Raw genomic sequence first — 14,440 nt, 5'->3', positions numbered from 1 at the left:
GGCTGGAGGGATTTTGTCTTGCCAGGTTTGCTATTCTCGCGATACGTCGTTGCTGAGGAAGCCATGCTGCTGGAGTTGCGCGCGGAAAATTATGCGGTCATCGATCACGCCATCGCCGGCTTCGGGCTGGGACTGAACCTGTTAACTGGCGAGACCGGGGCGGGCAAGTCGATTTTGATCGATGCGCTGGCCTTGTTGCTGGGGGGGAAGGCGTCTTCGGATGTGGTGCGGCATGGCGCGGATAAGGCCGTGGTGGGCTGTGTCTTTGAGATGACTCCAGGGGCGGCCGTGGTGTTGGAGGCCAATGGGATCGATGTTGAATCGGATGAGATTCTGCTGCGCAGGGAAATAGGGTCCAACGGCAAGGGGCGCGTGTTTATCAATAACCAGCCTGCTACGGTGGGGGTTTTGCGGCAGCTTGCGCCGGAGCTGGCTCTGGTTCACTCGCAGGGAGAGACCCTGGGATCGTTCGATCAGGCGCAGCAGCGATTGTTGCTGGATCGCTTTGGTGGGCTGAGCCATGAGGGGGTGGCGGCGGCTTTTGCGGCCTGGCGTGAGACTTCGGAGAGGCTCGAGGAGCTTGAGTCTGCGGAGCAGGATCGCTTGAGGATGGCGGATCTTTGGCGCTTTCAGAGTAGGGAGATCGAGCAGGCGGGGTTGGTCGCGGAGGATGAGGATACGCAGCTCGAAGCGGAGAAGCGGGTGCTCTCCAATGCGGAGAAGCTGTATGCCGCGGCTATGAGTGCGCATGATTTGTTGTATGAGTCGGAGAACTCGGCTGAGAGCACGCTGGGGTCGGCGCTGAAGAATCTGGAGGAGCTGGCGCGGTACGACGACCGCTTCAAGGAGCCTGCGCAGCAACTCGCGGCGGCGAAGGCGGCTGTCGAGGATGTGGACGCGGGGGTGAGGGAGTTTGCGGAGAGTGTGCATTCTGCTCCCGGGCGGCTGGAGGAGATTGAGGATCGGCTGGCGGCTCTGGATAGGCTGAAGCGGAAGTATGGGCAGACGCTGGCCGAGGTGATCGCGTTTGGGGCGGAGGCGGCGCGGCGGTTGGCCGAGGTGGAGAATCGCGATGCTCTGCTGGTGGAGCTGAAGGCGCGACAGGCGCAAGAGGCGGAGGCGTATGTTGCTGCGGCGAATGCTCTAACCGCTGGTCGTACGGAGGCTGCCGCACGGCTGGAGAAGCTGGCGGAGGCTCAGATCAACGATCTGGCGATGAGTGTGTGCTTCAAGGTGAAGGTGACGCCGGAACGCTCTCCAGAGGGCTGGACTCAGCATGGCTGGGACGATATTGAATGCTTGATTGCGACCAATGCGGGTGAGCCGTTGAAGCCGCTGCATGAGATTGCTTCGGGCGGTGAGATGTCGCGGGTGATGCTGGCGCTGAAGGTGACGGTGGAGGAGGCTGCGGGGAGTAGTTCAGGGCGGAAGAAGAAGGTTCCGCTGCCGAGGACGCTGGTCTTCGACGAGATCGATATTGGCATCGGAGGACGGGCGGCGGAGGCGGTGGGGCGCAAACTGAAGATGCTCTCGAAGGGGCAGCAGGTGCTGTGCATCACGCATCTGCCGCAGATCGCGGCCTTTGGGGATCAGCACTTCCTTATCGAGAAGACAGAGAAGCGTGGCCGTACCCAGACGGATGTGAGGCGCATGGACGATGTGGAGCGGGTCCAGGAGATTGCACGGATGTTGAGCGGGGCAACGCTGACGGAGACGAGCCTTAAGCACGCGCAGCATCTTCTGCAAAGCAGCCGGTAGTTTTGCCTCTCGATCGTCCCATAGCCGACACATCCATGATCCGGCCTATCGCATCCGACTTTGGTAGGTGCTATTGCGCCCAAAGGAGAATTTCATGGCTACTGAGATCAAAAAATGTGCGCATGAAGGTTGTAGTTGCACTCCGCCGGATGGAGAGAAGTATTGCTCTGAGATTTGCAAAGATTCTAAAGGTGTTACGACCCTGGGGTGCGGTTGTGAACACGCTGGTTGCAAGGGACACGTTTAGCTGTTGGCGTATGTTCCCTCGGTGGGGCCGCGAGATATCTTTCGCGGCCCTGGGTGTCCCATTCGGATGCACCTCAAATGGTTCAAAATCACCCCTTTGATGCGATGAACGCGGTATACTTAGGGAGTGACTACAACAGCCCTTGACCATCCGGCAGTTAATCAGACCGACAATACCGTAACTACCAAGCGGGTGCTGTTGCTTAAGCCACGCGGATTTTGTGCGGGTGTTGTTCGTGCTATTGATATCGTGCAGATTGCGCTGGAGACATTTGGCGCGCCGATCTACGTTCGCAAAGAGATCGTGCATAACAGCTACGTCGTTACCGACCTGGCTAAAAAAGGCGCAATCTTCGTCAATGAACTGGACGAGGTTCCGGAGGGTGCACGCGTGATCTACTCCGCGCACGGCGTCTCTCCCGCCGTCCGGCAGCGCGCCAAGGAACGTGGCTTGAAGGTGGTTGACGCCACTTGTCCCTTGGTTACGAAGGTTCACGTCGAAGCCATAAAGTTCGCCAAGCAGGGATATTCGCTGGTACTGGTCGGACACCGGGACCATGAAGAGGTGGAAGGTACGCAGGGCGAGGCTCCCGATGTAACCCAGGTCGTTTCGACGTTGGAAGAGGTTGCGGCGCTGGTTGTTCCTGATCCGAACAAGGTCGCTTATCTGACCCAGACCACGCTCTCCCTCGATGAAGCGCGTTACATGATCGAGGCTTTGAAAGCCAAGTTTCCCAATATTGTTGGTCCGCATGCGCAGGATATCTGCTATGCGACCGAGAACCGCCAGGTAGCGGTGAAGAACGTCGCCCACGGGGCCGATCTGGTCCTGGTGGTGGGTTCGAAGAATAGCTCCAATTCGAATCGTCTGGTTGAGGTTTCGAAGAATCTGGATACGAATTCCTATCTGATCGATAGCGCAGACGCTATTCAGCCGGAGTGGCTGGATGGAGTCAACACCGTGGCTGTTACCGCTGGCGCTTCGGCGCCGGAGGTTCTGGTCAAGGATGTGGTCGAGTATCTCCAAACCATGGGATACGGCGATGTCGATGAGGTTGAGGTGATGCCGGAGAATGTCCGTTTTGGGTTACCTCCGGAGATCGTTCAGGCTATCGCGTCGGCCCCTGCTCGCTAATCGTACGAGAAAGAGTCAGAGACTTAGTCGCACATGAGTACACTTCCAGGAAATCCGCAGACGGTCGCGAAGCCGGCACAGCCGCGCTATGGCCGAATGGACCTTGCTCTGGAGCATGTCGTCAGCGGCATTAACCGCGCGAAGGACTGGTTGCTCGGTCAGCAGCATGCAGATGGTTACTGGTGTGGAGAGCTCGAAGCCGATGTGATGCTCGAGGCCGACTACATCTTCATGCATGTTTTGCTGGGGACGGGTGATCCGGGCAAGATGAAGCGGGCCATCAATGAGATTCTCCGGCACCAGAATGAAGATGGTGGATGGAGCCAGTATCCTGGCGGTCCTTCCGATATCAACTATGGCGTGAAGAGCTATCTGGCTCTGAAGCTGATGGGCTGGTCTGCCGAGCATCCGGTTTTGGTGAAGGCGCGGAATTGGGTTCTGGCGCATGGCGGCGTGGTGGAGTGCAATACTTTCACCAAGATCTATCTCTGCTCGCTGGGCCAGTACGACTACGATGCCGTTCCGGCGATTCCGCCTGAGATCGTTCTCTTTCCGAATTGGTTCTACTTCAACATCTACGAGATCTCTTCGTGGTCGCGCGGCATTCTGGTTCCGCTGTCGATTATTTATGCGAAGAAGCCGTTCAAGAAGATAGCGCCTGAGCAGGGAATCGAAGAGTTGTTCGTTGGTGGACGGGCGAACTCCGATCTGCATCTTCGCTGGGATAAGAAGTGGATCAGTTGGCGTAACTTCTTCCTCTTCTGGGATCGCGTGGTTCACATGTTCGAGCGCGTCCATATTCGTCCACTGCGCAAGGTTGCTTTGAAGGCGGCCGAAAGGTGGATGCTGGCACGGTTCGAAAAGACGGATGGGTTGGGCGCGATCTATCCCGCCATGATGAACTCGATTGTCGCGATGCGTTGCCTTGGCTACTCGGAGGATGACCCACAGTTCATCCGCGCCATGGACGAGTTCGAGAAGCTCGGGATCGATTGCCCCGATGGCGAGCCCAGCTATCCGACGCCGACCTTCAGGATGCAGCCTTGCTTTCCGCCGGTTTGGGATACGGCGCAGGTTCTCTCCGCGCTGGGCGAGGCGGGACTTGGCCGCAACGATCCGCGCCTGCTGCGGGCTGCGGATTGGCTGCTCTCGAAAGAGGTTCGACACAAGGGCGATTGGGCTGAGAAGGTCAAGAATGTCGAGCCTGGTGGCTGGTACTTCGAGTTTAATAATGAGTTTTATCCCGATGTCGACGACACGGGTGAGGTGTTGCTCGCACTGAAGTGTGTGGACAACCCACGCGAGCGCTACCAGCATGAGGTCTGCCAGCGTGCACTGAATTGGATCTGGGCGATGCAGTGCAAGAATGGCGGCTGGGCGGCCTTCGACAAGGACAATACGAAGACAATCTTCCAGTACATTCCGTTTGCCGATCACAATGCGATGCTCGATCCGCCGACGGTCGATATTACCGGCCGGATACTGGAGATGCTGGCGCAGTACGGATTTACGCGCGAGGACAAGCGCGTGGAGAAGGCGATCCAGTTCGTCCTTAAAGAGCAAGCTCCGGATGGGAGCTGGTTTGGCCGCTGGGGCGTCAACTATCTATATGGCACTTTTTTGGTGCTGCGTGGCCTTGAGGCTATCGGGATGTGGAGCCATGAGCCTTGCATTTTGCAGGCGACCGAATGGATTCGCATGATGCAGAACCCCGATGGCGGATGGGGAGAGGCGTGCGGCACCTATGACGATCCGCTGGCCAAGGGAATTGGGGCGAGTACACCATCGCAGACCGCGTGGGCGCTGCTGGGACTGCTTGCGGGCGGAGATATGCGCTCCGACTCTGTCGCCAAGGGAGTTCGCTGGCTGATCGATCGCCAGCACGAAGATGGAAGCTGGGATGAACTGGTCCCAGGAAGAAACGGTGAGAGCTATTACACCGGAACTGGTTTTCCCCGCGTCTTTTATCTTGGATATCACTTGTACAAGCAGTACTTTCCTCTGCTTGCGCTAACAACTTATAAGCGTGCGGTAGAGAAGGAAGCAGCCGCACGGTAACGAACGCTCGCCAAGCAGAGAATGGCGACGATTTGAATTTGATTTGAAGGAGAGCTCAGGATGGCCGTACCCGTCTCGCAAGCCTGGACCGTTGCAAGTTACGTTTTGAAGCAGAAGTTTCTTGGCCGCAAGAAGTATCCGTTGGTGCTGATGCTGGAGCCGTTGTTCCGCTGTAACCTGGCGTGCGCGGGCTGCGGCAAGATCCAGTACCCGGCCCATATTCTGAAGGCGGAGCTTTCGCCGGAGGATTGCTTCAAGGCGGTTGAAGAGTGCGGGACCCCGATGGTCGCCATTCCTGGCGGAGAGCCGTTGCTGCATCCGCAGATGCCGGAGATTGTTGCTGGCCTGGTGGCGCGTAAGAAGTACGTCTATATGTGCACCAACGCGCTGCTGCTGAAGGAGAAGCTGCATCTCTTCAAGCCGAGCAAGTATCTTTCGTTTTCGGTCCACGTTGATGGGCAGCGGGAGCATCATGACTTCTCGGTCTGCCGCGAAGGTGGATACGATATCGCGATGGAGGGTGTGCACGCCGCAGTGAAGGCTGGCTTCCGCGTTACGACGAACACCACGTTGTTCGATGGTGCGGACCCGAATAGCGTTCGCGCTCACTTCGACGAGCTGATGGTCGCTGGGGTCGAGAGCATGATGGTCTCGCCCGGCTACACGTACGACAAGGCTCCGGACCAGAAGCACTTTCTGGGGCGTGCGCGTTCGAAGAAGATGTTTCGGGCTATTTTGTCGAACCGTAAGAAGACTTGGAGGTTCAATGCCTCGCCTATCTTCATGGAATTCCTGATGGGTAAGAAGGATCTGACTTGCACGCCTTGGGGTATGCCGACCTTCAGCATCTTCGGCTGGCAGAAGCCTTGCTATCTACTGCAGGATGGTTACGCTGACTCTTTCAAGGAGTTGATGGAGACTGTGGAGTGGCAGAACTATGGCACCGAGTCCGGCAATCCACGCTGCGCGAACTGCATGGTTCACTCGGGTTATGAGGCCAGCGGTGTCAACTATACCTTCGGATCGATCAAGGGCTTGCTGCAGACTGCGAAAGCGATCTTCTTTAGCGGCTATGAGGATGAAGGTGCGCAGCGGATTCTGAACGAATGGAAGCCAGCGAGCCATGGACCGTTGGTTCAGATTGCGGCCCCCGTAACGCACACCGCGGACCATCTACAGGAAGTCTCAGGAGACTGATCATGGCAACCGATATGCAAGAGTCGGCAAAACTCGAACAGCTTTCTCATCTGAACCCCGATGATATCGAGGTAGCAGCGGGCCGCGAACGCGAACAATTGGAAGGCTGGGTGCCGGAGCTGGCGACGGATGCGGAGGTTCGCGAGGCGCTGGAGAAGGCCTTCGACTATCGCGGCGATATCACCATCACGCGCAAGGATGGCACGAAGGTGGAGGGTTATCTCTTCGACCGGCGTTCCGGGTATTCGCTTGCGGATTCGTTCGTTCGCATCATCCCCACCACAGAGAAGACCAAGGTAAATGTGTCCTATGCAGATATTGCGGCGCTTACCTTTTCGGGCCGCGACACGGCCGCGGGTAAGACCTTCGAGGCGTGGGTTGCCAAGTACTGGGCCAAGAAGGCTGCAGGTGAGCAAAACATTCAGATTGAGCCGGAGAAGCTGGACTAAGCACCTCCTCAGCGTCGCGGGTCCGGTCGCGAGTGGACTAAGCCACAAATACTTCCGTACACTCCTGCGCGGAGGAAAGAACACGAATTGCGCGTATTCATTACAGGAGCAACGGGCTTCGTCGGCAGCCATGTGGCGCGATGTTATGCCGGTTCGGGCGCACAGCTTCGGCTGTTGACGCGTTCTAACAGCCGCCTGGATGCGCTTGCCGGCATCGATGCGGAGACGGTGGTGGGGGATCTGCGTCGGACCGAAGGATTGCGCAGTGCACTGACCGGCTGTGATGCACTGGTGCATGTGGCGGCCGACTACCGGCTGTGGGTTCGCGATCCGCAAGAGATGTACGCCGCGAATGTGGATGGCACTCGGGAGCTTCTAAAGCTGGCGCGAGAGGTTGGGGTGCAGCGTGTCGTCTATACCTCGAGCGTCGCCACCATGGGCTTCAAGACGGATGGCACGATTGTCGATGAGAGGACGCCGGTCTCACTGGACGACATGATCGGGCACTACAAGCGGTCGAAGTTTCTTGGGGAGCAGGAGGCGATACAGGCTGCCCGCTCGGGGCAGCGTGTCATCATCCTGAATCCGACGACGCCGATCGGTTCGGGAGATGCTAAGCCGACTCCTACTGGAAGGATCGTGGTGGACTTCCTGAATAAGAACTTTCCTGCGTATGTCGATACGGGTTTGAACCTGGTGGACGTGGGAGAGGTGGCGCGGATGCATCGCGTTGCGCTTGAGCGTGGGACGTCGGGGGAGCGGTACATTCTTGGTGGGGAGAACCTGACGCTAAAGCAGATCCTCGACCGTATGTCGGCGATTACGGGGTTGCCCTCGCCGAACTTGAAGGTGCCGCATTCGGTTGCGATGATCTTCGCCTTTTTCGATGAGAACTTTACTGGCAAGCTGCGCGGCAAGGAGCCTCGGGCTACGCTTGAGGCGGTTCGCATGGGAAGGAAGATGATGTTTGCTTCCTCCGCCAAGGCTGAACGGGAGCTTGGATTCAAGGTACTGCCGGTCTATAACGCGCTGCGCTCGGCTATCGATTGGTTTATCGCGCATGGATACGCGCCTGCCCGATGAGGATTGCGATTCTGGCAGCGCTGCCTGGAGAGTTGAAGCCGCTGGTTCGCGGGTGGGAGCGCATCGCTTCGCCTACGCCGGGTATTTCTCTTTGGGTGAAGACTGCGGGCGAGGATGAATACATTGCAGTGTGTGGGGGGATGGGGACGCAGGCTGCCTTGCGCAGCTTTGCCGCAGCGGAGCATATCGGGACGCTTGACCTGGTGCTTTCGGTGGGGTGGGTGGGTGCTTTGAATGATGGGATGAAGGCTGGTCAGTGCTATATCGCCTCGGAGGTGATCGACTCGCTTACAGGGGAGCGGTTTTCGCTTACCGATGGAGACCGGAAGCTGCGGTTGGTAACGAGTCCGCGAGTTGCGGATGAGGCTGAGAAGCTTCGGCTGTCGAAGACCTACGGCGCGTCTCTGGTGGACATGGAGGCGGCGGCGGTGGCGAGGCTGGCGCAGATACGGGGCATTCCCATCTGCTGCTTTAAGGCGGTCTCGGATGGGCGGGATGCCAGGCTTCCGGATCTCAACCGGTTTATCGATGCGCGAGGTCAGCTTCGACTTCTGCCGTTTCTGGGGTATGTTGCTGTGCGTCCTGGATATTGGGGCGCGTTGATGCGGCTGGGAAGTACGAGCGCGAAGGCGGCAGAGGCGCTTGCGGTGAGTGTCCATAAGTTTCTGGAAGAGAAGAATGTTGATCGAACCAACCGGACAGGAGTTGTTTAGCAAGTGACGAAAGATATCGCAGAGGTTCCATCTACCATGCGCGCCGCGGTGTACCGCGGGGTGAACGATGTACGTGTCGAGACGATTCCGGTGCCGGAGATTGGGCCGGGTGAGGTGCTGGTCAAGATTCATACATGCGGTATCTGTGGGACGGATCTGAAAAAGATTCATAGCGGATCGCACGATGCGCCGCGGGTCTTTGGGCATGAGATGTCCGGCACCATTGCGAAGGTGGGCACTGGGGTTGCCGGCTTTGGTGTTGGGGATCGGGTGATGGCGTATCACCATATTCCGTGCGGCGAGTGTTACTACTGCCGCAAGCAGACCTTTGCTCAATGCGAGGTCTACAAGAAGGTCGGCTGTACTGCTGGTTTTGCGGCTTCGGGTGGCGGCTTTGCTGAGTACATTCGCGTGATGGACTGGATCGTTCGCCGTGGTTTGGTGAAGATTCCCGACGGCATCCCGTTTGAGCAGGCTGCCTTTCTCGAGCCAGTGAATACTTGTTATAAGGCGATTCGGTTGCTCGATCTGCAAGCGGATGAGACTGTGCTCGTCGTTGGGCAGGGGTCTATCGGAATCCTGCTGGCGGCACTTGCGCGGCGGACGGGAGCTACGGTTTTTACCAGCGATCTTTATGTGGAGCGGCATGCTGTCGCTGCGAAGTTTGGTCTCGACCACCCGCTTGATGCAAAGGGCGATGTGGTCGCCGCCGTGAAGGCTGCGACGGAGGGGCGAGGGGCGGATGTGGCGCTAGTGGCGGTCGGAGGGAATGCGCTTATCCAGATGGCGATGGATGCGATCCGTCCGGGTGGCAGGGTGATGCTCTTTGCAAGTACGCAGCATGGCGAGGCGCCGTTCGATCCGGCGGCGGTCTGCATGGACGAGAAGACGTTGATGGGGTCTTATAGTGCGTCAGTGGCGATTCAGGATGACGTCACACGCATGGTCTTTGAAGGCTATGGGACTGACTTCGATCTGACCCGTCTTATCTCGCACCGATTCTCATTGGAGGATGCCGTCGCGGCGATTGATCTGGCTTCGCATCCACAGCCGGACTCATTGAAGATTGTGATTCAGCCGGGTATCTGAGAAGTTAGCTAATCGCGGTTGCGCTTCTTCACTTCGACGTTCAGCCGCTTGATCTTCTGGTTGAGGGTGGAGAGCGGGATCTTGAAGTATTCGGCGGCTTCGGTCTGGTTCCAGTGGCAGCGCTCCAGGCGATCGGAGATGATGCGCCGTTCGATCTCTTCCATCAGGTCGAATAGGGAGGCGTCCGGCTTGTGATCGAGGAGGCTGGAGGAGTAGGTGCTTCCGGTCAGTTGCGATGGGAGCAGATCGGGTGTGATGGTGCGGGTGGTTGAGAGCACCACGCCGCGCTCCATTGCGTTCTCCAGTTCGCGTACGTTGCCGGGCCATTCGTAGTCCATCAGGACACGCAGCGCCTCGGGGGAGAGCGATCTGTTTTCGGTGCCGTTCTCATCGGCGTAGAACTTCAGGAAGTGCGCTGCTAAGAGCGGGATATCCTCGCGTCGAGAGCGCAGCGGTGGTAGTTCGAGGCAGATGACGTTTAGCCGATAGAAGAGGTCTTCGCGGAAGCGGCCTTCGCGTACGGCCGCCTGCAGGTTTACGTTGGTGGCAGCGACGATGCGCACATCGACTTGAATCTCGCTGGTTCCGCCGAGATGCATGAAGCGGCGATCCTGGAGAACGCGCAGAATCTTGGCCTGCATGTCCATTCCCATGGTGCCGATCTCGTCGAGAAAGAGCGTGCCTCCGTTGGCGACCTCGAAGAGGCCTTTCTTGGCACTGATGGCGGAGGTAAAGGCTCCCTTGACGTGTCCGAAGAGTGTTGACTCCAGAAGCTCCGAGGGGACGGCTCCGGTGTTAACCGGGACGAATGGCCGGTCGCGACGTGGGGAGTTGGCGTGGATTGCCTTGGCGATGAGTTCCTTGCCGGTGCCACTCTCGCCCTGAAGCAGTACGGTGGAGCGGCTGGGGGCAATCTGCGCGACGACGTCGAAGAGGCGGAGCATTGGCTCGCTCTTGCCGACGATGTTTTCAAAGTTGTAGCGCTGTTTCAGGGTGCGCTTGAGCTGAACGACCTCTTCTTCCGCACGGTGCCGGGCGATGGCGGTGCGGATGTCGGCGAGCAGCTTCTCGTTATCCCAGGGCTTCTGGACGAAATTCTCCGCGCCAGCGCGAATGGCGTCGACGACGTTGCCCATGGTGCCGTAGGCGGTGATCATGATGACCGGAAGATTAGGCTGCATCGCGGTGATGCGGGGGAGAAGATCGATACCACTCTCGCCGGGAAGTGCCAGATCGAGCAACAAAAGATCGTACTCGTTGCGCGAGAGCAGTTCGAGTCCGGCCGGGCCATCGCCGGCCATCGCAATGGTGAATCCTTCGAGGGTTAGCAGTGTATCGAGCGATTCGCGGATTGCGGCTTCGTCGTCGATGATGAGGATACGAGGACTGCCGCCAGCCCGTGGGGCGCGTTCCAACTGCTCGGGCACTACGGCTATCTCAGTTGCTTCAGACATGTATCGTGTTTCTCCCAACTTCTTCCGACTCGTTTTGGACCGCGGGCGCTGTCCCGTTCAAGGGGACGGAGCGCTGTTCCGGCTGAACTACAGGACGCACGCCGGATGCGGGGAACTCCAGTTGGAAGGTGGTGCCTACGCCGGGCTCACTTTCGACGTGAATCTTCCCTGCATGCTCCTGCATGATGCCGTAGCTTACGGCGAGGCCCAGACCGGTGCCTTTGTGCTCGCCCTCTTGAGGCTTGGTCTTGGTGGTGAAGAAGGGGTCGTAGATGCGGTGCAGGTGGCCACGCTCGATACCTTTGCCGGAGTCCGTCACCTTGACGATCACACGCCCCGCGATCTCGCAGGTTGTGATCTTCAAGGTTGGATTCTCGATGCCGAACATTGCATCCTTGGCGTTCAACAGGAGGTTCAGCACGACCTGCTGCAGCTTCCCCTGGTTTCCGTGGATTTTTCTCAACGCCGGATCGAAGTCGGTTTCGACACGGATCTGGGCGGTCTTCATCTGGTGTTCCAGCAACGTGAGGCTATCGCCGAGCAGATGGTTAAGATCGATGCTGGTGAACTCGGCCCCACTGGTGCGCGAGAAGTTCAGCAGGCCGTTGACGATCTCGGAGGCACGGAAGGTTTGCTGCGTGATCTTCTCGAGGACCGGAGCGAGCCGCGCATCGTCGCGCATGTGCTTGGAGAGCATCTGGGTATAGCTGGAGATGACGGCGAGTGGCGTGTTTACTTCGTGGGCTACGCCGGCGGCGAGGAGTCCGATGGAGGAGAGCTTCTCCGCCTGCGTCAACTGCGCCTCGAGCTGCATGCGATCGGTGATGTCGTCGACCAGGATGATGCGACCCACGGCGACGAAGTTTCGCGTTACCAGGGGAGCGATGGCGATGTTCGCGATACGCACGTCGCCGGTTGGAAGCTGCAACCGGAACTTATAGAGCGTATGCGTGCCGTGTTCGTCGCGCACGCTGTTGAAGCGGGAGACGAAGTCGGCGGGGAAGACCGCGCTAAGAGGCTGGCGGAGGACCTCTCCACGGGGCTTCGCGTACATCACTTCCATCTCGGTGTTCCAGCTCTCGATGCGGTCTTCGAGGTCGACCGCGAAGATGCCGATGTGGATGGATTCAACGATGTTTTCGTGGAACTCCTTGAGCCGTTCGAACTCTGTAATCTTCTGCTCCAGGCGGCGATAGAGCTGGGCGTTCTGGATGGCGATTCCGATGTATCCGGCGAGGGACTCCAGGAGCTCCATATCTTCGCTGGAGAGGAAGTCTCCGTCGTCGGTGCGGCCCAGACCGATTACAGCTACGGTTCGGGTTCCTGCGCCCTCGCGGTTTGCTACGCGGCAGGGCAGATAGTAGTTGAGGTCCAGGCGGCCCGCGCTGCGGCGCTGCGTCTCGGGCAGGCGCAGTACCTGCTGCGGGTTCTCGAGGAAGAGATGGTTGTTCGAGCCGGGACGATCGAAGTCCAGGAATCGCGTATCGAGTGCGCGTAGCTCCGCGGCCTGGAGGTCGGTGAGGCCGTGGGAGGCAGCTAGTTCGAAGTGACGTACGCCGTCGGTGGGTTCGTTCTCATGGGCGAGAAATACGGCGACTCGTGTCACCAGCAGAGTTTGCGGCAGCCGCTCGACGATTGAATCGACCAGGGCGCGAAGGTCGGTTTGAGCGTTGAGGCCGCGGCCGAAGTCGACCAACGTTTCTCGGTAGTCGAAGCGTTTTTGCTCGAAGAGGCGATCGACGCGGGCCTGAATGGCGCGCCTTAGAGGCTCGAAGATGATTCCGGTGATGACGATTCCGGCCAGCAGTCCGTAGAAGCGCAGACCTGGAAGCCGGGTGTGGACGGTCTCGCCGACCAGTGCGACGGTGCCGAAGTAGAGTCCTACCAAGGCGGCGGTGGCCAGGGTGTAGGTGACGCCGCGCTTGAAGATGAGGTCGACGTCCATCAAGCGGTAACGTACGATCGCCCAACTGAAGGTGAGGGGGAGGAAGACCAGCGAGAGCCCTGCGACCTTCATCAATAGGCTCGGGACTTCGCGGTCCGCAAGATACGGAATTACATAGAAGGCCGTGAAGGGGAGGACGGCGAGCAGCGTTCCTCGTGTCAGCCACTTGAGTTGCTGACGCTCCAAGGCTGAATCGGCGTGACGATAGCGGAAGCGGAAGACTATCGCCGCGATGACGTAGTAGAGCGCCAGGTAGCCAAGGCCGATCTGATCCAAACGGTGGAGCAGGAGTTCCGTCGCGGACCATTCTCTGATCGCGGTGTATTGCAGTCCGATGAGGAATAGACCGGGCAGATATAGCAGGGCGCTGAGCAGGCGCTTTCGTCCGGAGTGACGTTGCTCTACTCCGGCGTTGGAGGAGAAGCTTACTGCGAAGTGCAAGAACAGGGCGGGTTGGAGGGCTCCCGCGGCGATGTTGCCCCAGTTGATGATCCAGTCCAAGGTGTCGAGCTGACCTGTGAACTTGAACGCGTACAGGACGAACGAGACCAGGCAGAAGACGTAGAAATGGGTGGATTTCGGAGCGGTCCAGCGCCGGAAGAGAACGTAGATGCCGATGCAGAGATAGACGAGAGCGATGAACCGCATGCTCTGATTGAAGGAACGATCCTTCGGCTCCAGGATGACCTTGATATCGAGTTTGGTGCCGTCGTTGGGGTCGGGCGTACGGGCGTCAGGCCGCAGGATCGAATATGTCGCGTGTCCCCAGATGCCGCTGTGGAAGGCTTCGCGGACGTAGGGAGCTAGACGCGGTGTTGGCCGGTCGTTAATAGCTTGAAGGATGTCGCCGGGGCGGACGCCAGCTCGCTGGGCGGGAGAGTCTGTTGGAACGCGCTCGAAGCGAAGTCCTCCTGGGACCTCTACCAGCCAGGCTCCATCGGTGGGGGTATCGAATCTGCTTTCCTGACGAAAGTTCAGCGTCGCGAACAGGCATATTGCCAGCGTCGCCACTGCCAAAGCTACGGCAAGGATTCGTGTTTGGAAGGCGTTCTTCATAAACACTCAGCAGTATCTAGACCCGCATGCACATGGGATACCAAATGACATATGCAGTGCAATGAACAGTTAACGGTGCAGCAAGAGCTTTAAAGCTTACTGAAAATCATATCGCATTCATTAATAAGGATATCGAGCAAATTATTGAAGTTTCTAATCTTGATCGGAGACTTAATCTTATTTGTTGGTCACTTTATTCCCTCCTTGTGTCCTCGGGCCGCATCAATTAACATTGTTGTAACAATCGAATTGATGAG

The 14,440-nt window shown here is 58.4% G+C and carries 10 protein-coding genes; 8 read left to right on the top strand and 2 right to left on the bottom strand.

Annotation, left to right across the window (positions count from 1 at the left end):
- Window positions 1–63: 63 nt before the first annotated feature.
- The 8 genes from recN to HB393_RS02550 all read left to right on the top strand — a co-directional run bounded on the left by recN (window position 64) and on the right by HB393_RS02550 (window position 9,728).
- Window positions 64–1,758, top strand: a complete 1,695-nt coding sequence (recN, locus tag HB393_RS02585; protein ID WP_213803668.1) for a DNA repair protein RecN — start codon at window positions 64–66, stop codon at window positions 1,756–1,758.
- A 373-nt stretch (window positions 1,759–2,131) separates the two neighbouring features.
- Window positions 2,132–3,139, top strand: coding sequence for a 4-hydroxy-3-methylbut-2-enyl diphosphate reductase (locus tag HB393_RS02580; RefSeq protein ID WP_213803562.1), 1,008 nt, complete (start codon window positions 2,132–2,134; stop codon window positions 3,137–3,139).
- Between the two features lie 33 nt (window positions 3,140–3,172).
- Window positions 3,173–5,197, top strand: coding sequence for a squalene--hopene cyclase (shc, locus tag HB393_RS02575; RefSeq protein WP_213803561.1), 2,025 nt, complete (start codon window positions 3,173–3,175; stop codon window positions 5,195–5,197).
- A gap of 60 nt (window positions 5,198–5,257) precedes the next feature.
- On the top strand, window positions 5,258–6,394 hold the full coding sequence (hpnH, locus tag HB393_RS02570) for an adenosyl-hopene transferase HpnH (RefSeq protein WP_213803560.1): 1,137 nt from the start codon (window positions 5,258–5,260) through the stop codon (window positions 6,392–6,394).
- A gap of 2 nt (window positions 6,395–6,396) precedes the next feature.
- Window positions 6,397–6,843 carry a hypothetical protein gene (locus HB393_RS02565; protein ID WP_213803559.1) on the top strand — a complete coding sequence of 149 codons (447 nt, stop codon included), beginning with the start codon at window positions 6,397–6,399 and terminating at the stop codon, window positions 6,841–6,843.
- Between the two features lie 87 nt (window positions 6,844–6,930).
- Window positions 6,931–7,926 (top strand): hopanoid-associated sugar epimerase, encoded by a 996-nt coding sequence (hpnA, locus tag HB393_RS02560; protein WP_213803558.1) that lies wholly within the window; start codon window positions 6,931–6,933, stop codon window positions 7,924–7,926.
- Complete coding sequence (locus tag HB393_RS02555; protein ID WP_213803557.1) at window positions 7,923–8,639, top strand: nucleoside phosphorylase; 717 nt, start codon at window positions 7,923–7,925, stop codon at window positions 8,637–8,639. Before hpnA ends, HB393_RS02555 begins: the two co-directional genes overlap by 4 nt.
- Before the next feature lie 36 nt (window positions 8,640–8,675).
- Window positions 8,676–9,728, top strand: coding sequence for a zinc-dependent dehydrogenase (locus tag HB393_RS02550; protein ID WP_213803667.1), 1,053 nt, complete (start codon window positions 8,676–8,678; stop codon window positions 9,726–9,728).
- Window positions 9,729–9,736: 8 nt separating this feature from the next.
- Here the strand turns inward: HB393_RS02550 and HB393_RS02545 are convergent, their stop codons facing one another.
- Together HB393_RS02545 and HB393_RS02540 are read right to left on the bottom strand one after the other, a co-directional pair.
- Window positions 9,737–11,182, bottom strand: a complete 1,446-nt coding sequence (locus HB393_RS02545; protein ID WP_213803556.1) for a sigma-54 dependent transcriptional regulator — start codon at window positions 11,180–11,182, stop codon at window positions 9,737–9,739.
- On the bottom strand, window positions 11,175–14,183 hold the full coding sequence (locus HB393_RS02540; protein ID WP_213803555.1) for an ATP-binding protein: 3,009 nt from the start codon (window positions 14,181–14,183) through the stop codon (window positions 11,175–11,177). Before HB393_RS02540 ends, HB393_RS02545 begins: the two co-directional genes overlap by 8 nt.
- Window positions 14,184–14,440 lie beyond the last annotated feature (257 nt).

Source organism: Granulicella sp. dw_53 (genome assembly GCF_018449545.1).
Taxonomy (GTDB): Bacteria; Acidobacteriota; Terriglobia; order Terriglobales; family Acidobacteriaceae; genus Edaphobacter.
The sequence above is the reverse complement of the archived record's forward strand: the minus strand, read 5'-3'. Positions and strand labels throughout refer to the sequence as shown.